The organism is Treponema sp. Marseille-Q4523 (genome assembly GCF_016901105.1).
Taxonomy (GTDB): domain Bacteria; phylum Spirochaetota; class Spirochaetia; order Treponematales; family Treponemataceae; genus Treponema_D.
The window spans coordinates 14,819-38,839 of sequence record NZ_JAFEVM010000021.1; the positions used below are offsets into that span (position 1 = coordinate 14,819).

Annotated in this window: 20 protein-coding genes and 1 pseudogene; 9 read left to right on the forward strand and 12 right to left on the reverse strand. The window is 49.8% G+C overall.

Going from position 1 to position 24,021, the window contains the following annotated elements:
* Positions 1-78 precede the first annotated feature (78 nt).
* From pyrF to JSQ97_RS07850, 3 genes are read right to left on the reverse strand one after another with little or no spacing between them, the layout of a single operon-like run.
* Positions 79-984, reverse strand: coding sequence for an orotidine-5'-phosphate decarboxylase (pyrF, locus tag JSQ97_RS07840; RefSeq protein WP_205075545.1), 906 nt, complete (start codon positions 982-984; stop codon positions 79-81).
* Position 985: 1 nt separating this feature from the next.
* A complete protein-coding gene (locus tag JSQ97_RS07845) occupies positions 986-1,819 on the reverse strand; it encodes a hypothetical protein (RefSeq protein WP_205075546.1) in 834 nt (277 codons plus the stop codon).
* A gap of 37 nt (positions 1,820-1,856) precedes the next feature.
* Positions 1,857-2,558, reverse strand: a complete 702-nt coding sequence (locus tag JSQ97_RS07850) for an ABC transporter ATP-binding protein (RefSeq protein WP_205075547.1) — start codon at positions 2,556-2,558, stop codon at positions 1,857-1,859.
* Positions 2,559-2,857: 299 nt separating this feature from the next.
* Here JSQ97_RS07850 and JSQ97_RS07855 point away from each other — a divergent pair, with 299 nt between their 5' ends.
* Both JSQ97_RS07855 and JSQ97_RS07860 read left to right on the forward strand, forming a co-directional pair.
* Positions 2,858-3,649, forward strand: a complete 792-nt coding sequence (locus JSQ97_RS07855; RefSeq protein WP_205075548.1) for a class I SAM-dependent methyltransferase — start codon at positions 2,858-2,860, stop codon at positions 3,647-3,649.
* Positions 3,650-3,753: 104 nt separating this feature from the next.
* The gene (locus tag JSQ97_RS07860) at positions 3,754-4,377 is read left to right on the forward strand and encodes a class I SAM-dependent methyltransferase (protein ID WP_205075549.1); all 624 of its coding nucleotides are present in this window, start codon (positions 3,754-3,756) and stop codon (positions 4,375-4,377) included.
* 236 nt (positions 4,378-4,613) lie between these two features.
* Here JSQ97_RS07860 and eno read toward each other — a convergent pair whose 3' ends face one another.
* A complete protein-coding gene (eno, locus tag JSQ97_RS07865) occupies positions 4,614-5,915 on the reverse strand; it encodes a phosphopyruvate hydratase (protein WP_021329707.1) in 1,302 nt (433 codons plus the stop codon).
* 480 nt (positions 5,916-6,395) lie between these two features.
* Here eno and JSQ97_RS07870 point away from each other — a divergent pair, with 480 nt between their 5' ends.
* On the forward strand, positions 6,396-7,274 hold the full coding sequence (locus JSQ97_RS07870; RefSeq protein WP_205075550.1) for an Rpn family recombination-promoting nuclease/putative transposase: 879 nt from the start codon (positions 6,396-6,398) through the stop codon (positions 7,272-7,274).
* Positions 7,275-7,557: 283 nt separating this feature from the next.
* On the opposite strand, the gene JSQ97_RS07875 is transcribed toward JSQ97_RS07870, so the two are convergent.
* The 7 genes and pseudogenes from JSQ97_RS07875 to JSQ97_RS07905 all read right to left on the reverse strand — a co-directional run bounded on the left by JSQ97_RS07875 (position 7,558) and on the right by JSQ97_RS07905 (position 17,374).
* Entirely contained in the window at positions 7,558-8,415 is an 858-nt protein-coding gene (locus JSQ97_RS07875) for a 5'-nucleotidase, lipoprotein e(P4) family (protein ID WP_205075551.1), read from the reverse strand.
* Between the two features lie 155 nt (positions 8,416-8,570).
* Positions 8,571-10,142, reverse strand: a complete 1,572-nt coding sequence (locus tag JSQ97_RS07880; RefSeq protein WP_205075552.1) for a bifunctional metallophosphatase/5'-nucleotidase — start codon at positions 10,140-10,142, stop codon at positions 8,571-8,573.
* Between the two features lie 383 nt (positions 10,143-10,525).
* A complete protein-coding gene (locus JSQ97_RS07885) occupies positions 10,526-10,729 on the reverse strand; it encodes a hypothetical protein (RefSeq protein WP_205075553.1) in 204 nt (67 codons plus the stop codon).
* On the reverse strand, positions 10,722-11,012 hold the full coding sequence (locus tag JSQ97_RS07890) for a PIN domain-containing protein (RefSeq protein ID WP_370590044.1): 291 nt from the start codon (positions 11,010-11,012) through the stop codon (positions 10,722-10,724). The genes JSQ97_RS07885 and JSQ97_RS07890 overlap by 8 nt, the downstream gene beginning before the upstream one ends.
* Before the next feature lie 123 nt (positions 11,013-11,135).
* Positions 11,136-12,091: pseudogene (locus JSQ97_RS07895) on the reverse strand (nuclease/transposase family protein).
* Between the two features lie 82 nt (positions 12,092-12,173).
* The gene (locus tag JSQ97_RS07900; RefSeq protein ID WP_205075554.1) at positions 12,174-16,043 is read right to left on the reverse strand and encodes a leucine-rich repeat protein; all 3,870 of its coding nucleotides are present in this window, start codon (positions 16,041-16,043) and stop codon (positions 12,174-12,176) included.
* Between the two features lie 653 nt (positions 16,044-16,696).
* A complete protein-coding gene (locus JSQ97_RS07905) occupies positions 16,697-17,374 on the reverse strand; it encodes a hypothetical protein (RefSeq protein ID WP_205075555.1) in 678 nt (225 codons plus the stop codon).
* Positions 17,375-17,470: 96 nt separating this feature from the next.
* On the opposite strand from JSQ97_RS07905, the gene JSQ97_RS07910 reads away from it, so the two are divergent.
* A complete protein-coding gene (locus JSQ97_RS07910) occupies positions 17,471-17,902 on the forward strand; it encodes a helix-turn-helix domain-containing protein (protein WP_205075556.1) in 432 nt (143 codons plus the stop codon).
* A 278-nt stretch (positions 17,903-18,180) separates the two neighbouring features.
* Positions 18,181-19,026 carry an HAD-IIA family hydrolase gene (locus JSQ97_RS07915; RefSeq protein WP_205075557.1) on the forward strand — a complete coding sequence of 282 codons (846 nt, stop codon included), beginning with the start codon at positions 18,181-18,183 and terminating at the stop codon, positions 19,024-19,026.
* A 35-nt stretch (positions 19,027-19,061) separates the two neighbouring features.
* Here JSQ97_RS07915 and JSQ97_RS07920 read toward each other — a convergent pair whose 3' ends face one another.
* Positions 19,062-20,108 carry a LacI family DNA-binding transcriptional regulator gene (locus JSQ97_RS07920; RefSeq protein ID WP_205075558.1) on the reverse strand — a complete coding sequence of 349 codons (1,047 nt, stop codon included), beginning with the start codon at positions 20,106-20,108 and terminating at the stop codon, positions 19,062-19,064.
* A 147-nt stretch (positions 20,109-20,255) separates the two neighbouring features.
* Between JSQ97_RS07920 and JSQ97_RS07925 the strand changes: the two genes are divergently transcribed.
* The 4 genes from JSQ97_RS07925 to JSQ97_RS07940 all read left to right on the forward strand — a co-directional run bounded on the left by JSQ97_RS07925 (position 20,256) and on the right by JSQ97_RS07940 (position 23,967).
* Positions 20,256-21,269: a C4-dicarboxylate TRAP transporter substrate-binding protein gene (locus JSQ97_RS07925; protein WP_205075559.1), complete on the forward strand. Its 1,014-nt coding sequence runs from the start codon at positions 20,256-20,258 to the stop codon at positions 21,267-21,269.
* A 114-nt stretch (positions 21,270-21,383) separates the two neighbouring features.
* Entirely contained in the window at positions 21,384-21,869 is a 486-nt protein-coding gene (locus JSQ97_RS07930) for a TRAP transporter small permease (RefSeq protein WP_205075560.1), read from the forward strand.
* Entirely contained in the window at positions 21,866-23,164 is a 1,299-nt protein-coding gene (locus tag JSQ97_RS07935; protein WP_205075561.1) for a TRAP transporter large permease, read from the forward strand. Before JSQ97_RS07930 ends, JSQ97_RS07935 begins: the two co-directional genes overlap by 4 nt.
* Before the next feature lie 44 nt (positions 23,165-23,208).
* Positions 23,209-23,967: a glycerophosphodiester phosphodiesterase gene (locus tag JSQ97_RS07940; protein ID WP_205075562.1), complete on the forward strand. Its 759-nt coding sequence runs from the start codon at positions 23,209-23,211 to the stop codon at positions 23,965-23,967.
* Positions 23,968-24,021: the final 54 nt, after the last annotated feature.

The window sequence follows — 24,021 nt, forward strand, 5'->3', positions numbered from 1 at the left end:
GTCCCTCCAATCCCTAACACAAAAGATCGCTCGCGCAGCATCCGTGCCGTGCAAGGAGCGTTTTTGAAAATTCGCCGCCTACGACAAAGCGCACAGTTCTTTTTTTGCCGAAAGCGCGCTTCGAGCGGCGGCATCGGCCATATCCGAAAGCGTGATTACTCCTTCATCCGCTTTTCGCAGGAGATCCGCATCATTTTTCCATGCACACAAAAGAGCGCGCGAAGAGTTTACGACGCCGCCGACTTTGGAAAGGAGTGTTGCGGCAACTCGCGCTTTTCCGCCCTGCGCTCCGTAGCCGGGGATCAAAAAAAAGAGTTCGGGATATGCGTCGCGCAAAATACGGGCATCGCTTTCTTCGGTACAGCCGACGACGGCACCGACAGGCGGACAGCACTCGGCCGGATAATCCTCGGCGCATTCTTTCGCAAGCCGTTTGAGTTCCGCGCCGACGATGCCGAACACTGCACCGCCGTGTTTAAGCTCCTTTCGCTCAATGTCCGCCGCTCCGGGATTCGACGTGCGGAGCAAAACGAATATCCCTTTGCCCTTTTTGCAAAAATCTACAAAAGGTGAAAGCGTATCAAAACCCATATACGGATTTACCGTCGCTATATCCGTTTCGAAATCGCCCGAAAAATGCGCGCGCGCATAGGCTTCCGCCGTATTCGCGATATCGCCTCGCTTGATATCCGATATGACCGACAAACCCGCAGCCCTCACCGCCGAAAGCGTTTTCGCATACGCGCTCATCCCTTCGACGCCCATCGCTTCGTAATACGCGATCTGTACTTTACAGCAGCATGCGCTTTTGTCGTCCGCAATTCGATTAATAATTTCTCTGTTGTATGCGAAAACCGCTTCCGCTTTTCCGCCGAATCGGCGCAAAACGCTTTCGGGGATATACGAGGGATCGGTGTCGAGTCCGACGCACAGCGGCCCGTTTTTTTTCGAAAGCTCCCGCAGGTGTTCCATCGCATGTTTCACATCACACCTCGATTTTATGTTCCATAAGCCAGCCCGTCGCCAAAAAATACACCGCGCCGAAAATCGCATAGCGTAGCGTATGATTCCACGAATAGCGCAGCACCGCTCCATAAAACGACGAGTCTCGAACCATATCGCTCATGTCGGTATCGAAGCCGAGCGTACCGATGCGCATCGGAAAATAAAACAGAAAAAAGATGATTACGACGATCAAAAATCTATTCGGCTTTTTCGTGCGAATAAAAGCGGAGTACAGCGCCATTGCAAAATTGAACATCGCCTGCCAGCTCGCAAAAGAAATAATACCCATGATGCCGAATTGTACGAGTTCTAAAAAATGTTCGACAAACACAAAGCGGTACAGCTGCTTTATGTTTTCGATGTAGGACATACCCGGATTGAGTGCAAGCGGAAGATATTCCGAAAAAGCGCCGTGAAAGAGCAGCCCCGCCGTCGGCGCCATAAACGACAGATACAACAGAGCCGGCAGCATATAGATGACGTATTCGGCAAGATTTACGAGCTGCCTCGCTCCGAGCTGCGCATAACTGCGCTCCGGAACGAGCAATGAAAGATATCCCGTATCGCCGAAAAGGATCGGCTGCATATTGCCGCTTCCGCGCACCAACGCATACAGCGGGATGATACCCATACAGCAAAATCCGATACCGTACAGTATCATGCCGAAAAGCGAAAGATGATCCGACCTCGTTTGATATGCGATAAAATTGACGAGAACCGCGCCGAGCAGCACCATCGCAATGACGGCGCTCGTATACAAAATGCGCAGGCGGCTCGCTTTCCATTCCTGTTTCAACGTTGCTTGCATGATCATTACAGCTCCCTGACGGCGATATTCCAACTGCCGCTTTTTACAGTTCCTTGAACGTATCGATATAGAGTTCGTCGATGTCCATGCCGCGCCGGCTTTTCAGCGCGCTCGCATCTTCATACAGCACGATTTCGCCTTTACCGATAAAGCACACGTCGTTGAACATGTGTTCGATGTCGTGCACGAGATGCGTACTTACGATGATCGACGAAGAAGGATTATACGTGTTGACGATAGCCGATACGATCTTCTCCCGCGCGACGGGATCGACTCCTCCGAGCGGTTCGTCGAGCAAAAACAATTTCGCTTTGCGTGAAAAACACAAGGTCAGATTCAGTTTTTCGATCATGCCCTTCGACATCTGCGACACGGGAATATTTTTTTCGAGGCGGACGAAGTCGAGCATATCGGACGCTTTGCGCATATCGAAATCGTCGAAGTAATCGCGGTAATAATCGAAAGCGTCGAGCGCCGTCATCCACTTCGGCATAATATTACGATCGGGTAAAAAGGATACGTACTTTTTGCTTTCGACGCCGACGGGGTTTCCGCAAACGCACACTTTTCCGCCGTTCGCCTTTTGCAAACCGGCGACGACTTTCAAAAACGTCGTTTTGCCGCTGCCGTTCGGCCCCATGAGTCCCATGATCCGCCCCGATTCGAGTACGAGCGAAATGTTTTTTAGTGCGGGTTTCGCACCGTACCGTTTCGTTAAATTTTCAACAGTCAATATCGGTTCCATAGATATACGGACAGTATAGCGAATTTACGTGCGGTGTGCTATGACGCGCTTTGCAGATTCGAGGGAAAAAGCCCGGTATGCGATTGCTCGACCCGCTCACGATTTGCGCAGGAAACCGGCCGCAGTCGCGGAAGCGCACACGATATCCTTATCGAACTGCTTTTGAAAAAGCAGCAGTCGGTCGAAGCATAAAATTAGCTTATCCTAACTCCTTGCAATTATCTTCGAAAAAGCATATAGTTTTTGCGAAAGCATCATAAAAAGTGTCGTCTGAAATATCGCCGCCGATGGAGGGATCTATGAAACCCGATTATAAAAACTGGGTACCGAAAGAAGTGCTCGTCCTTTTTACCGCCTGCACATGCGTTTCGTTTATTTTGCTCGCTGTTTTCGGAATTGCCGGCGTCGGCGTTCCGGGAACGCTCAGGGCCGTACTTTCGGTACTGTTTGCGCTCTTTTTTATCGGCTTCGGTGCCGCTGCGGTATTGTTTTTGCGCTGGTACCGCGCATTCGATTACAACGGCAAGCGGCAGATGGCACGCGGTATTATCGAAGGGGTCGCGAAGTATGTGACGCTGCCCTCAGGCGGTACGGGACTCGATGTCGGCTGCGGCAGCGGCGCGCTTACGATCGCGTGCGCAAAGCGGAATCCGCAAGGTGCGATGTTCGGCGTCGATCCGTGGGGTGCGGAGTACCGCTCGTTCAGCAAAGCGCTGTGCGAAAACAACGCGCAGGCTGAAGGCGTTTCGAATGTGCGCTTTGAAAAGGGCAACGCGGTAAAACTCGATTTTCCGGACGAAAGCTTCGATGCGGTTACGAGCAATTACGTGTATCACAATATCACCGGCGTAAACAAACAGGCGCTGCTTTTGGAAACGCTTCGCGTGCTGAAAAAAGGCGGTGTCTTCGCGATTCACGATCTCATGTCCCGTTCCCGCTACGGCGATATGGATGCCTTTGTCGCGGACTTAAAAGCGAAAGGCTATGAAAAAGCCGAACTGATAGATACGACGCAGGGCATGTTTATGTCGCCGAAAGAAGCGAAGTCGTTGCAGCTTACGGGCTCGACGTTGCTCGTCGGCAAAAAATAATAGGGTGAACGGCGAGTTTTGAAAATCGCAGCCAAATAGAGGTATGTTTTCGGCGAGAATGACCGACGTACATGCGGAACCGTATTTTATAACGGAGGATGCAAATGGGCATTTTAAATAAACTGTTCGGCAATACGAAAAAGCCCGAAGGCTTTTGGGGTAAGCTTATGGTGGAGGGCATGAACCGCGGACACGCGCCGCTTGCCGATTGGGGGATGAGCTTTTTCGGCGACACTCGACCGAAATCGATTTTGGACTGCGGTTGCGGCGGCGGACGAAACGTTGCGGAATTGTTAAAACGATACCCGCAGGCGGAAGTTACGGGACTCGACTATTCGGAAGTGTCGGTTAAAAAATCGCAGGAAGTGAATGCCGATGCCGTACAAAACGGCAGGTGTCGCATCGTACAGGGCGACGTTTCCGCTTTGCCCTTTGTCGACGCTTCGTTCGATTTGGTGAGTGCGTTCGAGACGGTTTACTTTTGGCCGGGTCCCGATCGAAGTTTTTCCGAAGTGTTTCGTGTGCTGCGAACCGGCGGCGTTTTCATGGTCGTCAATGAAGCGGACGGCAAAAACAAAGCCGATGAAAAGTGGACGACTATCATAGACGGTATGAAAATTTACGGCAAAGAAGAATTGGAACGCTATCTTCGAGAGGCGGGATTTACGCGCATTGAAACGTATCGAAGCGAGGGAAAGCACTGGCTCACCGTCCGTGCGGTAAAATAAGCGTTTTCCGACACTCGAATGATTTCGGCAGCCGCTAAAAAATTATTAATTATTAATAAAAAGGCGCACGGGCGGCTTTGTTATAAGCCGATCCGTGCGCCTTTCGATTACGGGGCGAGCAGCCTACGCCCGCGTGGAGTACCGCGAAGCGTCCGCGCGTGAGCGCGGATGAGGGTTACCGAAGTACGGAAGGCGGGTTCTTCCGTTCCGTGTCGTCCGTACTTTCTTTTCGAAAACTATGCGTTGCGTTTTACATTGAATGCGCCGAATCCGGGGTATACCGCGCCGGCTCCGAGATCTTCTTCGATGCGGAGGAGGCGGTTGTATTTTGCGACGCGTTCGCTGCGGCTCGGTGCGCCGGTTTTGATTTGGCCTGCGTTGAGCGCGACTGCGAGGTCTGCGATCGTCGTGTCTTCGGTTTCGCCGGAGCGATGCGATATGATTGCCGTAAAGCCCGCTTTGTGCGCCATCTTTACCGCGTCCATCGTTTCGGAGATGGAGCCGATTTGGTTCAGCTTGATGAGGATGGAGTTGCCGCATCCGTTTTGAATGCCTTTGATGAGGCGTTCGGTGTTCGTGACAAACAGGTCATCGCCGACGAGCTGCACGTTTTTGCCGAGTTCTTTTGTCAAATGCTGCCAGCCTTCCCAATCTTCTTCGTCGAGGCCGTCTTCAATGGAAATGATCGGATATTTTTCGACGAGCGATTTCCAGTGCGCGACGAGTTCGCTCGACGTGAACGTTTTGCCGCTCTTGGGCTGTTTGTATTCGCCTTTTTTGCCGCCCTTCCATTCGGAAGAAGCCGCGTCCATGGCGAGCAGGAAATCTTTTCCCGGAGCGTAGCCGGCTTTTTTGATCGCTTCGAGGATCGTTTCGATCGTTTCGTCGTCGCTTGCGAGATCGGGCGCAAATCCGCCTTCGTCGCCGACGGCCGTCGCGAGTTTTTTCGATTTTAAAATGGACTGGAGCGCGTGGAACACTTCGGTGCACCAGCGGAGTCCTTCTTTAAAAGACGGAGCGCCTGCCGGCATGATCATGAATTCCTGCGTATCGACGCTGTTCGTAGCGTGTGCGCCGCCGTTTAAGATGTTCATCATCGGGACGGGCAGATTCGTCGCATTGACGCCGCCGAAAAAGCGGTAGAGCGGGATGCCGAGAGAAGAGGCCGCTGCGCGCGCGCTTGCGATGGAAACCGCAAGGATCGCGTTCGCACCGAATTTCGATTTGTCTTTCGTGCCGTCGGCAGCGATCATTGCGCGGTCGATCGCGTAGATATCGGACGCGTCTTTTCCGACGAGCGTTTCGTTGATCGCGCGGTTTACGTTTTCCGCGGCTTTTAAAACGCCTTTTCCGCCGAAGCGCTTTGCGTCTCCGTCGCGCAGTTCGAGGGCTTCATAAGTACCCGTCGATGCGCCGCTCGGTACGGCTCCCGTTCCGACCGTTCCGTCGGCAAGCGTCACTTCCGCTTCGACCGTCGGATTTCCGCGCGAGTCGATAATTTCTCTTCCCGTTATCTTTGTTATAAGGCAAGATTTCATACGAACACTCCTTAAAAATGAATTGCGATCGATAAATTCGGTATGCAGAGTTGCAAGATAGGTTGAACACCGCTTTATTCACTATATATAAAAACGGCGGCGCGTGTCAATGTGGAGATCACGGAAATCAATTTTTAATGGGTAATGTGCTTTATCAATTTGTAATTGGTAATGGGTAATGGGTAATGGGTAATGGGTAATGGGTAATGGGTAATGAGGCGGTATCGATTTTTCCATTTCAATGAGGACGCGAAGCGATACCGTGCCGTACATCGAGCGAAGTCCCCGCGCCACTTGCAACGAGCGCGGAGCGCGAAGTTCCCCGCACAACTTGCAACGAGCACGAAGTGCGAAGTTCCCCGCGCAGGAAACGATGTTTTCGTTTATTTTTGCAAAAAACCGCGTAATTTATCACTTTGCAGGCGATATATAGTTCAGCGGCTTCCTTGCCGCGCTATCTCAATAACCGAAGGTGCAGCTATGGAATATACCCATAAACCTGTCGAAGAACTCTCCTTTACCGATGACTTTATGTTCGGCACTGTTATGAAGAATAAAATGATTTGTAAAGGCGTCATCGAACGGCTCCTGCATATCAAAGTCGGTAAAATCGAATACCCCTCCCTGCAAAAAACGATAGCGCCTTTTTATGAAAGCAAAGGTATACGCCTCGACGTCTATGTCTCAGAGCCTAAGCGCATCTTCGATATAGAAATACAAACGTCGATCCCGCCTTCTCTTCCCAAACGCACGCGCTATTACCAAAGCCTTATGGATGTCGATAACCTCTTACGCGGACAGAGTTATGCCGAATTAAAAGAAAGCTACGTCATCTTTATCTGTACGCAGGATCCCTTCGGAGCGGGCTTACCCGTTTATACATTCCGCAACGTATGCAGTGAAGACGGTACTCTTTTTCTTGATGACAAAAGCGCTAAGGTGTTTTATAATGTGGGTGCCTACGGTAAAGAAGATGAACCTGAATTGAGCGCCTTGTTGCAGTATCTTTGCGAGAGGCGGGCGACGAGCGGTTTTACACAGCACATCGATGAGCTTGTCGAAAAAGCGAAACGGAACGAAAAGTTCAGGAGCTGGTATATGTCGTTGAATATACGGGAAGATGACTTACGTCGCGAAGGTTTACAGCTGGGTGAAAAGATCGGCTTTGAGCGGGGCGTTGCTGCGGGGGTACGCAAAGGCAGGAGAGACGGACTCTTACAAGGTCGACGCGACGGTGTCGCCGCGGGATCATATCAAGCAAAGCGGGAAACGGCAAAGCTGATGGCTGAACGCAAGTACCCGCTCTCTGAGATCCACCTTATGACCGGTCTTTCGGAAGCGGAGATCGAAAAACTGTAAGAGCTCATAAATCCGAGCAATGCGCGACTTGCAACGAGCGCGGAGCGCGAAGTTCCCCGCGCAACTTGCAACGAGCACGAAGTGCGAAGTTCCCCGCGCAGGATTTATGAGCGTCTCCTATAAAAGAAAAACGGCTTGGCCGTTTTTCTCCTCACGACTTCATAAAGCGATTGCGTTGCGATTATGCACGCGACTTGAAATGATTGCGTGCGCGCGCGAACCCGTTCGTATTATGTCAGCTTGTTGCGGTACGCGCGCACCCCTGCATCGAAATACCGCAGGATTATTTTTCCCAGAGTCTTAAATTGTCGCGGCGGATTTTGAGCTTACCGGCCGCATCGCTTTTATAATAATCGGCGTTCAATCCTCCCTCCCAATTTCCGTAGAGGGGATTCGGCAAAACGATGTATTTTACGCCGAAATCGGATTTGTATTTGTCGACGGCCGCACGGCGCGCATCGTTGAGCTTATGATATGTTTCTCCCGTAAAGGCGAAATCGTCCAGATTGTCGCCGATAAAGACGACGATTTCGTAGCCGGCTTTTTCCACCTGTTCAAAGCGTCCCGTTTTTTTCGACTCTTTGTCTTTTAAGAGCATCGATGTCTCATCGACTCCGGTAAAGCCGAGCGCTTTTAAATTATTGACCGTCGGCTGATATTCCGCACCGGCCGTGCGGTTCGAAACGTAAAACATTTTGCCGCCGTGCGAATTGACGTAATTTGCAAATTCCACGGCTCCGGGAATGGCGCGCGCCTGTTCGGCTTTGCACCACGTCGTCCAAGACGCGGGATCGAATCCCTTGTGTTCGAGCAGACGGCTCGCGCCTTCGGCGGAATTATCGATCATCGTTTCGTCGAGATCGACGACGACCGCTTTTTTCATGCCGTTTGCCGGAGCGGCCGCATCGAACGCCGCTTTTGCCGCATTGAACGCTTGATATACGAGCGCGCGGTATTCGCCCGATTGCTGCATCCAGTTGAACGCCTGCATCCCCTGTTCCGCGAGCAATACTTCGTCCGCTTCATTTTTCGCCGCAGTTGCCTGCTTCGGTTTTTCCGCCGCCCCTAAAGCGGTCGTACACAATGCGAAAAAGATCGCGCCGATAAAAATTTCCGAAATCGATTTTGTTATGCGTTTCATCATAACCTCCTAATGTAGTAATAAAAGTATACGGCTTCGATGTCGAAAAACGGCGCCGATGCCGTAACGAGTTTTTAATTTTACAGCACCGAACGCAGTTTTGCAAGAAATCGAGAATGTTTTGAAAAAAACGCGCAAACGTTTTCCGCGGTATGTCACTCGGGCAGTTTTCCGCCTACAAGCGTAATGCGTCCGTCGGTCGCGGGCGTAACCGAACCTTGCTGCCTCTGCGCATATTCCATGACGACCGTACTGATGAGCATCGACGTGTTGTAGGTGTCGATCGAAGACTTGAGCACCGTGTAGCCGTCGCCGCCCTTTGCCATATAATCGTTCGTCGCAAAGCGATAGGTTCGGTTTTTGTCGATCGGTTTTCCGCCGATTGTCACATCGCCGATCTTTCCGTTGCCGTCCGCGTCATAGATGATCGTGTAGCGGATATCTTTTGAAACCTGCGTAAAGGCACCGGCTCCCTGTTTGATGCTTCCGATAAAATCGAAGAGCTTAACGACGTCTTCGCCTTTCAGCGTGAGCACGTACACATAGTTTTCAAAGGGCAAAACCGTGAGGATGTTTTCCCGCGTAACGTTGCCCGCAGGAAGCGGAGCGCGGATGCCGCCGCCGTTCGTGATCGCACCGTCGACGGTTACGCCGGTCGTTTTCAGATAGTCGACCATCGCATCCGTCACGAGGTCGCCGAGTGCCATTTCTTGGTAGCGCGTGAGGCGTTTTCCGAATTCGAAAGCGGCCGTCGTCTTCATAACGACTTCTTTCAGCGACGCGTTCGCTTTATCGACATAGGGTTTCAAAAGCGCTTCGACTTCGGGATCGGGCGGGAAGGCTTTGAGCGTGATCGGAACGGCTTTCCACGTAAAATCCGTCACTTTGCCGTTGACGATTTTCATAACGCCGTCACCGACGTATCTACCGTATTCGTTTGCGGTAACGATCGGCACGCCGTTGACGATTTTCGGCTTTTCAAAATACGAATGCGAGTGACCGTCGACAATCAAATCGATGCCCGAAACCCGTTCGGCGAGCTTTACCGACGTATTCTGCGTTTCCGTTTCCTGGACATCGCCTAAGTGCCCGTCGATGATGACGATATCGGCTTTTTCTTTTTCACGTACGCGTTTTACCATCTGCTTTGCCGCTTCGATTTCATCGATAAAGGTGAGGCTCTTGTCGGGGCTTGCGATGACGAGCGTGCGCAGCGTCGTCAATCCGATGACCGCGACGCGGAAGCCGTCGTACTCTTTAATGATGTACGGTTTGACGAGGTAGCGGTTTCCGCGCTTGATGTTCGCGGACAGCCACGGGAATTCGGCAATTTTTATCTGCCGTTCGAGCTTTGCGAGCGTTCCGTCGAATTCGTGGTTTCCGAGCACTACCGCATCGAATCCCATTTTATTGAAACTCATGATGTCCGGTTCCGCGTTGAACATATTCGACAGCGCAGACCCCGTGTTTACGTCTCCCGCATGGAGCACGAGCACGTTTTTGTTTTGTGCGCGTACCTGCTTGATAAACGTCGCCATGGATACGAGCCCGCCGACACCGTCCTTTGTCGCCAAAACGGCGCCGTGCGTGTCATTCACGTGAAGGATGACGAGCTCATGCGCTTTGCCGTCGCTGCGTCGGGGAGCAGGCGTACTTGCACAACTGCTTGCAAAGAGAGCGATCGCCGCGGCTGCCGCAGCGATAATCATTCCGAATCGTTTTTTCATATTGCCTCCATAAAAACTTTTGCAGGAAATATCAATTTCCGAAAAAGTTTTTAGCCGTGCGCGCACGCGCACACGTTCAATAGTCGAGTTTGCAAAACAAAGCGTATCGTATTCATGCAATTTTTATCGAAATGCCACGTATACACGTCTTCTGCAAACATTCGCGCAAACTCGAGATAAAAAGCGACGGCGATATTTCAGACGGCGTTTTTTATCGTACCTCCATAAGTTTACGAATAATTATGCGCCGTACCGTTCCGCACACCCCTGCATTATGCTGCAACACACTCCCGCACTTACCCTGCGGCACGGACAGCGGTGGTTTCAGCTTTACGATGACTAAACGCTTTCCACTTCTTCTTCGGTAAGGCCGGTTACTTGCATTATTTTTTTCCGAAAAAGCGGTATGGCTCTATCATAAAATCACGCAGTGGAACATATTTCGCTTTTGGGAATGACTGTATTATATCCGATACGATATTCGTATCGGTGAATTCTTTGCCGAACTTCATCATCGCATAATTCCATTCTCTGATATTGTGAATGTCTTCTACGGTAAAATTACCGCTTACGGTCGGCTTATTCATCGGAACCTCCTATAAGCATTGACGGGCAGTATATTTTGATTTCAGGCAGATTTCTTATATTCGTTATCCGCTTTATACCGTCAATTGTTTTATCATTGACAATGTGTTTAAAGTTCCATGATACGATTATATCACATTGCGCCATTATCGCCGTTGCTATATGCCGACAATCGTCAAAACTTTTTTCTTTCAAAATGCCCGCATCGATAAAATCTTTTGACAGCTCATCAACGTCATTTTCTATTTGTACGACTGATGTATCTAGATATATCCGCCGTTTCACATTTTATTATACCACACACTCCGCATTTTGCGCCATACTCATATCACACCCCTGCATTATGCTGCAGCACACTCCCGCACTTACCCTGCGCCACGGACGGCGCTGGTTTCAGCTTTACGATGACTAAAGGCTTTCCACTTCTTCTTCGGTAAGGCCGGTTGCTTGCATTATTTTTTTTACGGAATCACCGAGTTGTTTTAATATCTTTGCCGTTTCAAGTTTCGTTTGGTACACCCCGTCGGAAAAACCTTGTTGTATACCAATCCTTAGACTTTCTTCTCTCTGTACCGCAATATCCGTATCATAGTCATATTCCGCTACTAACATATTGATTACCTCCCGCGATTTTCGCTGTAAGTATTCTTTTAAAATTCCTTTTTCTATGCATATCTTTACCGCATTGGTAAAGCCGTTTTCGCTGTCGAGTTGTGTTTGCTTTCTCACTTCCTCTACAAACAAGCTGTATTCTTCAAGCGGTTTACAGGCTGTTAGGATTTTATTTGCCTTGTCCGTATTGATATTAAGCACTTTTACTTCAAGTTCCAGCGGTAACTGTTCGGGTTTTGTCATAAAGGCATCGGAAAGTTTCAGGACCGCAGTTTCAGGATAATCTTCCTTGCCGTTGTAAAAGACATAGAATTCAGGAGTAGGTATTCTTGACAGCTTTCTTAAATATCTATCTGTCGGTGCTTGCAGTTTTTCATACAGCCTTGCTATGTGCTTCATAAGCGGCAGGGATGCCGGCCTTTGCGTATAATCGCGATGTTTGGGGCTTGCCCCAAACTCGAGGTCAAGGAATGTACAGGGAAGGACATTCCTTGACACAGCATATTTTCATTTATTGTAGATCGGTGTTCAGCCAATACGATGATTTTATTGTCTACAAGGCAGGAAACATCATTGATTATGTTCATGTACATGACGTTATCAAGCCTTATATTTTCTACGGGACAAGAAAGCTGCAGGTTCGTTCCGTGCAGGGCATTATACAACGACAAAAAGTTTTCCTTCGCCTTTTCATCTTCTGCAAAAAGGTCGACAAATACCGAATCCTTGTATTTTCTGTTTGCCGTACTCATATCATACCCCTGCATTATACCACACACCTCTGCCCTATGGGGATAGCTCGTCCACTCCTATGGTGGTGAACCATCCGTTTAATTAAGGTATTGCAGAAAACTTAGCCGGCGTTGTTCCCATAGCGGTCGCATTAGCCATATAGGTTCCAAGCTGGGCCGAAGGCACCTGTATTCCCCCGTTCGGCAAGGCGTCGCAGCCGCTAAAAGCGCCGTTAAAATTGCCGCCGATATAAGGGCAATTCATTTTTACGCTTTGTAATTTTTTACAGTTTTGGAAACAACTTGTCATATCATAAACCCCTGCAGGAATATTGATAGCTCTAGTTAAACTGCTACAGAAACGAAAACAGTCATTCATCCTCGTAACGCTTGCAGGAATAGCGGGAACTGTAGTTAAATTTTTACAGTCGTAAAAACAAGCTCGCATATTCGTAACGCCGGAAGGAAGGTTTTCCAAAGAAACAAGGTTTTTACAGTGAGCAAAACAAGAGTCCATATTGGTAACGCCTGAAAGACCTGAGGGCAGTTTAAGCGCAACTTTTTTAGAGGGGTCTTTTTTTAGCCGTTCTCCGAGTTCTCCGGGATTCGGGGGGGAACCGTATGAACCCACAAAGGCCGCTGCGGATATACCGGTTACTTCGATATAATTTACTTCGGTTGACGAAGCATTATTGGCAAGGTAGGTTCCCAACTGACCATACGGTACTTCCGTATATCTGCCCTGTTTGAGATAGCCGTTTCCGCCGACCGTCCACTCCTGTGCGGGACTTTGCGGCGTTACGGCAAACTTATATGTCTCGTTTGCAAGGGTTACGCCCGTGCCGAGTTTATCAAGCACCTGCGTTGTAGTACCATAGGTTTCAGGTGTAATGCGTGCGGCGGGATTCTGCGACAGCGGGCCGGTAATAGTGATAACTCTGCTGTTGGGTAAATAGATGTCATTATCGTTTGCAACGCGCGCGTTTCCCGACATTTCAAGTGTTGTACTTGAGTTTTCCGAAAAAATACCGGCACCTGATGAAGCTGTATTTTCCGTTATTGTTCCTCCGGTAAATTTAAATGTACCTTTAAAATATACGCCCCCGCCAAATCCTTTTGCCTTGTTGTTTTTGATTGTTGCATTTTCCGATACGGTAATGATGCTGTTGATTCCTCCATATATACCGCCGCCTGAAGCCGTCCCTTGACAGGTCGATTCGTTATGGGAAATTTCGGCACTTCCTTTTATGGTTATGTTGATAGGTGAAGGTGCGTAATCTACGCAAATGCCGCCGCCGCGTCCCTTATTACTGCTGGACAAAGTAACATCCGCTTTACACTGCGTTATTTTACCGCCGTTCATTGTAAACGAAATTCCGCTGCCTTTGATGCACACACCACCGCCGCCGTAGCCGTCAATCGTTTTATTATATTGGATGGAACCGCCGTTCATTGTAACCGAAGTTCCGTTGCCTTCGATGTACACACCGCCGCCGCTTTTTGCTTTGTTGCCCTTTGTTTTACCGGAGTCGGTACCGTCGTAGAATTGCTCGCCGCCGATTGTTGTGTTTGTAAGCGTCAGAGAACCGTCTGTTACATAAATTCCTCCGCCGTAAACAGATGCCTCATTATTGGTAAGGGTGCAGCCTGTCATTTCGACGGTTGCGCCGGATGCAAAAATGCCGCCGCCGTTGCCTACGCTGCTGTTCGTCGCTTTGCAGTTCTTAATGGTCGTGCGCGTAAGCTTTACGGTGGTGCCCGTGCCGCATCCGATAGCTCCGCCTTTGTCAGCGGTGCAGTCTTCGATAACACAGTCCGTAAGTTCCGCTGTAGTGCCGCCGACGGTAACATTAATGGCACCGCCGAATGTTCCGGATATACCTTTGCCGCCTTTGAGCGTCAGGTTTTTAAGGGTAAGCGTTTTGCCGCCCGATACGCGGAAGATGGGGTGGGCATTCGAGCTGAGATTATCACGGTTTGCGTTAAGAATGTCCGAGGCCGCTCCGGTTTTACCCTGTATCGTCAGGTTCTTGTTGATGTCTATTACGCCGTTGTTGGCATTGGAGCCTGAGCCGGCTGTCGCATTTATTTCGCCGTCTATGGTAATGGTACTGCCTTCGGGGAGGTTTTGCACGGCATCTTTGAGCTTTTTCCATGCACCGGAACCGCCGTTTATAGTTGTGGGTATTGCCTTCAGTGTTCCGTCATTCTTTATTGTCCATAAGAAGCCATCGTCCCGCTGTGTTACGCTGAACTTGGTGTATTCCGTGGTGACCATGCCGCCCGTAAGTACCGTACTTCCGTCTATATAGCTAGGCGTAATGCGGGCAACAATAGGCTCAGGACTCTGCAAAGCGTCGTCCAGCTTGATTTTGGCGCCGTTTGCAAGATACACATCGTTTTTGCCCTTCGTGTTTATATCGGCTCCCGTTGACGGGGTAATGACGGTTTTGCCTGTCAGTTTAAGTATTCCTCCGGCTTCGACATAAACCGCCCCGCCTGTACTTGCATTTCCTCCTTCAAGTTTTATGTCTTCCAGATTAAGCACCGTGCCGCTTCCGCTTATTTTGAAGATGCGTCCATTTTCGTTTGCATTTATTGTATTCGTACCGCCTGAGCTGGGTATCAGTTTAAGATTTTTGCCGTCCGATACAGCTATTTCGGTATCACCGGAAGGAGCTGTAAGGTTGCCGCCAATATTAATCTGAATTTCATTTCCGGCCGGAGCGTTTTTTACAACGTTTTTAAGCTGTGTATAGTTGCTCACGGCATTTACAACCTTAATATGCACGGTAGCGTGGGGGCCTGGCCATCCGCCGTTTTCAGCCCATACTTCAAGTTCGTATGGTCCTGTGCCGGTTAATTGTATTCTTGCCGGTGTTGCTGTGGGCTGCACTACAGTGCCTCCGTCCAGCTTATACTTTACAGCTGCACCGCTGCCTGCACGCGGAGCGATTTCAAACTCGGCCTTGTTGTTTGAGTTGTAAATAACCAGTGCATTTGTGGAGTTATTATAGTTTCCCGCATCGGGAATGATGTCTTCGGTAACATAGCCGTCAGCGGCTGTGGAAATGTTTTTCTCGTAAGGAGTACCATTAAAATTTTGTACTAGTTTAAGAACAGGAACTTCCTGCCGTACCAGTCTAACAAAAAAGTCTTTTGAATTGCTGTCATCATAGCCGCTTAACTGCGCTTTCAAGGTAATTTTGTAGAGTACTGGGGTTTCGCCTGTGCCGAGTGCCGGCAAGTTTATCGCAGCGGTTGTTGTGCCGCTTACGGTATCCGTCTCCGTCCAAGAACCGTAGCTGTTTTGCTTTTCGACTTTGCCCGTTATGGCGGCACCGGCGGGTGCGGCCTTTGCCGTCAAGGTTTTGCCGCTCATCCCTTCAAATACTTTCGGATTAATATACGTTGTTCCTGTTATTCCGATTAAGCCGTCAAATAATTCCACATCGGACAGCTTATTTTTTTGGGTGCTTGCCCGTATCACTTCGGAACTTAAGCCTTGCGTGTCTTTTATGCTGACATCGTACACTTTTTCAGGGCCGCCTATTTTTACATCGGTTTTTAAGCGGAGAAGCCAGTAGTTGTCAGTAGGAAGAGGATGAGCAGCGTCGAGCTGACTTACTGCCGTTGCCGCCAAAAGGTCTCCGCCTGTTGTAAAATCCGTCTTGCCTGTATTAAAGCTAAGCGGAATCTCAGACAGAACGCCGCCTGCCGTAACGTTCATAGTGTTGATGTCTTTATGTACACTCTGACCGCCTATCGTTGTGCCCATATCTTTTGCGCGGAATAACAGCACATAGTAGTCGTCAGTACCGACCGTGGTTTTTCCGATCCCCGCGTACTCCAAAACGGGGGCGGTGTTCGCGTACAAATCAAACTTATAAATTTGATTGAACTTTCTGCCGTCGGTACTGTAAAGCTTGATCGCAGCTCCTATGTTGCCGCTGCCGTACTCGTACCGTTCCAAAAAAGCCGTTGTATATGTAAGGGTCAAAGTATCGCGATTGCTTTGCACAAGCGTATAATCGGCGGTAAATGCGGGCGGATTCGTTCCCGAACTGTCGTCGTGTATACCGCTTCCGAAAGTTACGATATCCGAAGGAGAACCGGGCGTATCCGGCATTATAAACGAAAAGTTTTTGGGATTGCGCACGGTAAAGGTAAGCACCGCAGGACTTGCAGAGGGCACGCACTGAACGCCCGCCGCGCTCACGGATACCGAAGATGCGGATCTGAAACCGGTAATGGCGGGTTCCGCAGCCCAATACGAAAAATCTTCTTCTATGTCCGCAAAAAGCTCTTTGCATGCGGTTATAGTCAACAATGCCGCTGCCGAAGCGATGGCGATAAGTACCGTATTGATTTTACGCATTAGGTTACCTCTAAAAACTGCAGTTTTCAGAGGTAACTTTGAAAATGCACATTTCCTTGTTCTATACATATCTCTATCTCTATCTTAAGTTCCGGCGGCGGAAAGTATGGATGTGCAATAAAGGCATCCGCCGGTTTCGGAATTGCAGTTGCAGGGAGATCATCCGGTTCGTTGTAAAAACGTCATAACTGCTCCCTCGCTTACTATATTATAACATAAATCGGTCGATCTTGTTAAGGGAATATTTTTTATGAAAAGTCCGCATACCGGCCGCGTGAGGCGATAAATTTTTCAAATCGCATATCGGCATAATGTGACGGAATGCATACGTATTCGATGCGCGTTCCGTCTGCGTTCTCGTTTGCCGATTCGACGTATTCCCGTTTCGCCCGCACGATGCGCCGGTTTACCGTCCGCTCGTCGGCAATTTCGACAATGTAAAACTGCCTCTGCTTTGTTTCGATCAGGAAATCCGGATGATACAGGCAGCGCGCGCGGGTATCGAAGTCGCGGTAAGGGACGAAAAAATCCGCCGCATCGGAAGACCGCGTTTTATCCGCAGTACCCGGCGCTTTAACGGATGCGTCATCGTTCGGCGCTTCGAACAAGGGGCTTGCCCGCATACCCGTGTACCAGATGTGTTCGATTGAAGCATCGTAAAAAAGATTTGTGTCGAAAAATAATTTTTTTACATTCGAAGAAAAAAAATATTCCGAAAGATGAAAGCTTTTTTTATTGCCGCCGAGCTGATTGTACGGTTCGTAGAGCGCATCCGATTCGCAAGCGCAGAGGTCGCTCACGGGAAAACGGATCGCCTGCCCTTGAAGAGGCGCGCCTCTTGCAGGCGGCAGCGCTTCGGGAAACAGAGGAGCAATATGTGCGCGGACAAAGACGGTGCGCTTCGCCGATCCGTCGATCCTATTCATATACCGTTCCTGCGGTTTTAAAACTTTATGAAGTTATTATAACGCAGTAGAGTAAACAAATCTATACGGCGGAGACTTTTGTGATACACCTGTATCATGCACCTGTTTTGGAAAAACGTGTATCGGATCATCGCTTATCGGGAAATTAATTTAAAAACGCTTGCGACGCTTGCGGATGTCCCGTATTCGACGATCACGAACGGAAAAAATAAAGGAGAGGGGCAGCCGTCGGTCGGGACGGCATATAAAATCGCTTCGGCGCTCAATGTATCTATGGAATCGCTTATGCGCGATACGATAAAAATAAAAAATGAACGCGATGTCCTGTCGGTGGAAAATTCGCTGCCGAAAGAAAAAACGAAACTGTACCGCAGATACGAACGCATCATCGATGCGCTTGAAACACTTCCTGTCGGAACGCGCGAATCGATCGCCGATATGATTTTGACTGTTGCTGCAGGGGGACAGGCAGCGGGAAGCGAAATAAAAAAATCGGCGGACAAACGGATATACCGCGTCCGCCACTGACGCCTCTGTCCTTCGAACGGCCGCCGTTTCCCTGCTTGTAAAATAACACAATAGCGATCGCCGTGCCGCAGTTATGCAAACCGATGCGGCAGAGAGCGCCGTTTCCGGCACTCTGTATGTCCGGCTGCGTCTTTTTACGCCCCTCCGGATCACTCGCCTTTCGTGCCTGACCGCATGTGCGTGTTTGAGTGCGTGCGACACACACTTCCGATAACACACTTCCGGCGCGTTGACATATCCTCTCCGGTCGGCTAGGATTGCGACGATGAGGTTTTGCGATGCTGAATCACAACGATCCGAAAGACATCGAAGCGTTTAATAAAGGTATAGACCGCACCGCGCTTGTCAATTCGTGCAAGCATTTTGTGCTCGACATGGACGGCACTTTTTATCTCGGCAATACGATTTTGCCGGGCAGTCTCGATTTTTTAAAGACGCTCGAAAAAACCGGACGCGATTATTTATTTTTTACAAACAATTCGTCGAAAAGCCCTGACGTATACATTGAAAAGCTCGCGGGCATGAACTGTTTTATTTCGCGGAAGCAGATCATGACGAGCGGAGACGTAACGATCGAATATCTGAACGCCGCGTATCCGGGAAAAAGAGTCTACCTCGTCGGAACGGAAGCGCTTATCAAAAGTTTTCGCGAAGGAGGGATCGGCCTCGTCGAAGACGATCCGGATATCGTCGTCATCGGTTTCGACACGACGCTCACGTATGAAAAGATCGTAAAAGCGAGCGATTACGTGCGCGCCGGCGCCGTCTATCTTGCGACGCACCCCGACATCAACTGCCCCGTTGAAAACGGCTATATCACAGACGTCGGCGCGTTCTGTGCGATGATTTCGTTGTCGGCGGGGGTCGGCGAAGTAAAATCGCTCGGAAAACCGAATCCCGAAACCGTCGACATGGCGATGCTCCGCGCAGGCTGGAAAAATCGCAGCGAAATCGCCTTCGTCGGCGATCGCCTCTACACCGACATTGCAGTCGGCGTCAATAACGGCGCTCACGGATTGCTCGTGCTCACCGGAGAAGCAAGTATGCGTGACGTACAAAAATTCGACACGAAACCCGATGCGATTTTCCGCGACTTGAGCGAAATCGGTTCGTTCCTGAAATAACACAGCAATATCGTCGTTTTTTTTCCGGCGCGTCTTCAATGCGCTTTCGTCCGAGGTTTTCCCGTAGTCTTTCTGTCGATGAGTTTGTTTTTAAATTCGAGACGGGTTAAGGCGACGTGCTCTGCATCGCCGTTTTCAAGTTTTGCCTGCAAAAGCGAAAACGCGCTCTGTCCGCGCTGATTGATAAAGTGGTCGATCGTCGTAAGCGACACTCCGCTGAACTTGGACGGGTAGATGTTGTCGAAACCGCATACGCTGTAGTCATCGGGAATGCGGAATCCCTCTTCGATGATTTCGTCGATGACGCCGTAGGCGACCATGTCGTTGATGGCGACGATCGCGGTAACGTCGGGATACATCCGTATGCATTTTTTCGCGAGCGTACGCCCCGTGCGGTGTTCGATTTCAACGGTCGAAAGCTCCGACATCGGATCGACGTCGCTTGTGATAAGCGATACGGTACCGAGTTTTTTAAAACTTTCACACAATCCCCTGTAGCGCAATACGCGCGAAGAATGATATTTGTTGAGCGTCGTTGAAACATAGCAGACGCGCTTGTGTCCGAGCGAAATCAAATGCGTTCCCATTTGATAACCTGCGTCGAAATTGTTTATTTCCGCCATATCGATCCGCATCGCATCCTGTTTGTCTCCGACCGCGACGACCGGCAGACTGTCGGCCATTTTTTCAACGAGTCCGGGCTGCTGCGGTACCATTGAAAAAATCAATCCGCGCACGGCGGGGTTTTGCGCAAAGTTGAGGATTTTCTTTTCGCGTTCGATGTTCCAATACGTGTTGTAGATGATGGTCATATAGCCGTTCTTTTCGGCGGCGAGTTCCATGCCCTGCAGCAGCGTCGCGTAGTACGGATTGATTATGGACGGACAGACAATGACGATGATACCCGTTTTGTCGGTACCGTGTTTCGGTTTATAGTTGAATTTTCGAGCGGCGGCGTAGACGGCTTCGATCGTGTCGTCGGAAAAGCGAGAGAGATTTTTTCCTGCGAGTATCATTGAAACCGTTGCCGCAGAAACGTGAACGGAGTCGGCGATATCCTGTAATGTCGGTTTCGCTTTCATTTATTAAACAAAATTTAGCACGGGTTTTAAAAAAACGCAAGAAAAATTTGACAAGTGTGCATTTTGGTCTTATGATTAGGGGAAATTACGGATGAATATCCGTCAATCATTGTTTAATTTTGTTGAATTATCAACGCAGGAGGCCTTATGAAAAAACCGTTGATCTTTTTTGCCGTATGTGCGATGCTGCTTTCCGCAACGGGACTGGGAGCGCAGAAAAAAGCGGCCGGTAAAAATTACAAACTCGTTTTGAGGATGAGCCACGTATTCGCACCGAACGAACAGCTGACAAAATCGCTTACGATCGTTTGCGACAACGTTGCAAAGCGCACGAACGGCGCGATCGAAATTCAGCAGTATCCGCAGGGACAGCTTGCCACATACAAAGACGGCGTCGAACAGGTCGTGCAGGGTGCGAAATTCATTTCGGTGGAAGACCCGTCTTATCTCGGCGATTACGTTCCCGATTTCAACGCGCTCGTCGGCCCCATGCTCTACAGCAATTTCGATCAGTATGAATACCTTATCCGCACCGATTTGGTAAAACGTATGATCAAAGAAGTCGAAGACAAGCACAGGATCAAAGTGCTCGCCCTCGATTATATTTTCGGCTTCAGAAGTTTGATGACGAATAAAGTTATTAAAACTCCGGCGGATTTGAAAGGCATGAAGATCCGCGTACCGGGCAGCCAGCTCTTTATCAATACGCTCAACGCCATGGGCGCAAGCGCAACGCCGCTGCCGTTTTCCGAAACGATCTCCGCCGTACAGCAGGGTGTCGTCGACGGTCTTGAAGGAACGATGGACGCCTACGGTGCGAACGGCAGCTCCGAAGTCGCAAAAAAGATGGCGCTCACGAATCACTTTCTCGGGACTTGCGGCGTATACATCAACGCCGATTTATTCAATTCGATCCCGAAAGAATATCGGGATATCATCCAGGAAGAGTTTACGAAGGGCGCGGCTCAGATGATTTCCGAAGTTTCGAAAAACTACAACACGGCAAAAGCGAAGCTCGAATCGCAGGGCATTACGTTCAACGAAGTCGATCACGATGCGTTCGCAAAAGCGGTCGCTCCCGTCTACGCCAACATGAAAGGTACGACGCCCGGCATCGTCGATAAATTCCGCGCGGAACTCGCAAAAATGCCGAAAAAATAATCGCATACAATAATCGTGTACCGGCCGTATAAGCGCGTGCCGGTATGCTCATCTTCCGAAACGCGGGCGTGGAGTGAAGTTCCCTCCTGCGTTTCGCTTTTTGCGGATATCAGGATGGAAAAAGTAAAAAAATTTTTTAATTATTTTGAAGAGATCTGTGCCGGCACGTTTCTCATCGCGACGACGGTGCTTGTCATCGTCAACGTGTTTACGCGCTATTTTTTGAAGACGGCTATCTATTGGTCGGAAGAAGTTGCGACGGGCTGTTTTGTGTGGAGCGTTTTTCTCGGCGCGGCGGCGGCGTACAAACGGAAAGTACACGTAAGCGTCGATATGATCGTCAACCTTGCAAAAGGAAAAGCGCGCGTTTGTATCGCCCTCGTCATGGATCTGCTGCTCGTCCTCGTAAACGGCTATATCGCGTATATGGCGATGCGCTACGTAAAAGTATCGCGCGTAAAACCGACGCCCGTTCTCGGCATTTCGTCGGTATGTATCAGCGCGTCGATCCTTATCGCGTTTATGCTCATGACGATATATTCGGTCAAATTTTTTGTTCGGGATTTTGTTAAAATAACAAAATCGGGAGGTACGCGATGATCGGATACCTTCCCGTTATTCTCGTTCTCGTTCTGTATTTTTCGAGCATGCCGATCGCGTTCGCATTGTTCGGCGCGACGATGTTTTATTTCGGCTTTATCGATACCGGCACGTCGGCCGCTCTGCTTTTGCAGCGTTTCGTGAGTGCGACGCAGTCCTTTCCGCTGCTTGCGATTCCGTTTTTCGTTATGGCCGGTTCCATCATGAATTACAGCGGCATCAGCAAAAAACTCATGCAGTTTGCGGACGTGCTCACCGGTCATTTGCCGGGCGGGCTCGCGCAGTCGAACGTTCTGCTCAGTATGCTTATGGGCGGCGTTTCAGGTTCGGCGAATGCGGATGCCGCAATGGAAAGCAAAATGCTCGTCCCCGAAATGGAAAAGCGCGGATTCGGTAAAGCGTTTTCCGCAGCGATCACGGCGGCGTCTTCGGCCGTTACGCCGGTCATTCCTCCGGGCATCAATTTGATCGTCTACGCGCTCATCGCAAGCTGTTCGGTCGGTCGTATGTTTGCCGCGGGATATCTGCCGGGGCTTTTGATGACACTGTCGCTGATGATAACCGTGCATATCATTTCAAAGAAGCGAAACTACGGGACGACGAGAACCCGCGCAGCGTCTCCCGTTGAAATCGGCAAACAGGCGATCGATTCGCTTTGGGCGCTGCTTTTTCCGTTCGGCATCGTGCTCGGACTCCGCATCGGTTTGTTTACGCCGTCGGAAGCCGGAGCGATCGCGGTTTTGTACTGCATCATCGTCGGAAAATTCGTGTACAAAGAATTGAAAAAAGAACACATCGTTCCGATCATTCTCGAAACGGTATACGGAACGAGCACGGTCGTCTTTATCATCGTTGCGGCATCGGTGTTCGGTTATTATTTGAATTGGCAGCGTATCCCGCAGACGATGACGACGTGGCTGCTCGGCATTACGCAAAACAAATACGTTATGCTGATTATTTTCAACGTCGTGCTGCTCGTCGGCGGTATGTTCCTCGAAGGAGGGGCACTCATCATCATCCTCGCGCCGCTACTCGTTCCGGTCATCACGCAGCTCGGCGTCGATGTCATCCATTTCGGTTTGATCTGCATCGTCAATATCATGATCGGAGGGCTTACGCCGCCGTTCGGCTCGATGATGTTTACGTGCTGCGGTATTACCGGCTGTAAACTCGAAGCGTTTATCAAAGAAGTATATCCGTTTATCGTTGCGCTGCTCGTGTCGCTCATTCTCATAACGTATATTCCGCAGATAGCGCTCGTCGTACCGAATTTGATTTACGGTGCGGCCGGATGATGAAACGGTGAAAAAATAAAAAGGATGAATTACGGGAGGATTTTATGAACGTTGTTGCACACAGAGGATACAGCGGAGTTTATCCTGAAAATACGATGCTTGCATTCCGCAAAGCCGTTGAAGCGGGTTCGGACGGTATCGAACTCGACGTACAACTTACAAAAGACGGGACGGTCGTCGTCATACACGATGAAAAAGTCGACCGGACGACCGACGGCTCGGGCGCCGTCCGCGATCATTCATTTGCGGAACTTCGAAAACTCGACGCGGCGAAAACGTGGAACGGAAAATATCCGAAAGAAGCGATACCGTCGTTCGAAGAATACTGCGAATGGGCGGCGACGGTAAACATAACGACGAATATCGAATTGAAGACGGGACTCGTGTATTATGAAGACATCGAGCAAAAGACGATCGATATTATTAATAAATATAAGCTCGAAAAAAAAGTGCTGTTTTCGTCGTTCAACCACTGTTCGCTCATTACGGCAAAAAAAATCGCACCTTCGATCCCGGTCGGTGCGCTCGTCGAAGAAGCGGGTTTGGTAAATGCGGGTTTTTACTGCAAAAAATACGGTTTTGAATTCTACCATCCGAGTTATAAAAATGTGGACGATGAAGCGGCGGCGGAATTGAAGCGACACGGCATCGGCATCAACGTGTGGACGGTCAACTCGATGGCCGAGCTTGAAAAAATGTATGCGCTGGGCGTTTTCGGGATCATCTCGAATTATCCGGCGGTATGCCGCGCATATTGCAACGGAATGTCTAAACGGGACGCTGAAACAGCGCGTCCCGTTTAACTGCAAGTTTGCAGGGCAAACCGTTTTCATTTGAAAACTCGCGGATATACGTGT

Coding starts and splice junctions, on each gene's coding strand:
- JSQ97_RS07875 (WP_205075551.1), bottom strand. CDS start 8,415: ATGAAACGCATAACAAAATCGATTTCGGAAATTTTTATCGGCGCGATC.
- JSQ97_RS07930 (WP_205075560.1), top strand. CDS start 21,384: ATGGAAAAAGTAAAAAAATTTTTTAATTATTTTGAAGAGATCTGTGCC.
- JSQ97_RS07870 (WP_205075550.1), top strand. CDS start 6,396: ATGGAATATACCCATAAACCTGTCGAAGAACTCTCCTTTACCGATGAC.
- JSQ97_RS07845 (WP_205075546.1), bottom strand. CDS start 1,819: ATGATCATGCAAGCAACGTTGAAACAGGAATGGAAAGCGAGCCGCCTG.
- JSQ97_RS07885 (WP_205075553.1), bottom strand. CDS start 10,729: ATGAATAAGCCGACCGTAAGCGGTAATTTTACCGTAGAAGACATTCAC.
- JSQ97_RS07905 (WP_205075555.1), bottom strand. CDS start 17,374: ATGAATAGGATCGACGGATCGGCGAAGCGCACCGTCTTTGTCCGCGCA.
- JSQ97_RS07940 (WP_205075562.1), top strand. CDS start 23,209: ATGAACGTTGTTGCACACAGAGGATACAGCGGAGTTTATCCTGAAAAT.
- JSQ97_RS07925 (WP_205075559.1), top strand. CDS start 20,256: ATGAAAAAACCGTTGATCTTTTTTGCCGTATGTGCGATGCTGCTTTCC.
- JSQ97_RS07935 (WP_205075561.1), top strand. CDS start 21,866: ATGATCGGATACCTTCCCGTTATTCTCGTTCTCGTTCTGTATTTTTCG.
- JSQ97_RS07850 (WP_205075547.1), bottom strand. CDS start 2,558: ATGGAACCGATATTGACTGTTGAAAATTTAACGAAACGGTACGGTGCG.
- JSQ97_RS07880 (WP_205075552.1), bottom strand. CDS start 10,142: ATGAAAAAACGATTCGGAATGATTATCGCTGCGGCAGCCGCGGCGATC.
- eno (WP_021329707.1), bottom strand. CDS start 5,915: ATGAAATCTTGCCTTATAACAAAGATAACGGGAAGAGAAATTATCGAC.
- JSQ97_RS07915 (WP_205075557.1), top strand. CDS start 18,181: ATGCTGAATCACAACGATCCGAAAGACATCGAAGCGTTTAATAAAGGT.
- JSQ97_RS07910 (WP_205075556.1), top strand. CDS start 17,471: ATGCACCTGTTTTGGAAAAACGTGTATCGGATCATCGCTTATCGGGAA.
- JSQ97_RS07920 (WP_205075558.1), bottom strand. CDS start 20,108: ATGAAAGCGAAACCGACATTACAGGATATCGCCGACTCCGTTCACGTT.
- JSQ97_RS07855 (WP_205075548.1), top strand. CDS start 2,858: ATGAAACCCGATTATAAAAACTGGGTACCGAAAGAAGTGCTCGTCCTT.
- JSQ97_RS07860 (WP_205075549.1), top strand. CDS start 3,754: ATGGGCATTTTAAATAAACTGTTCGGCAATACGAAAAAGCCCGAAGGC.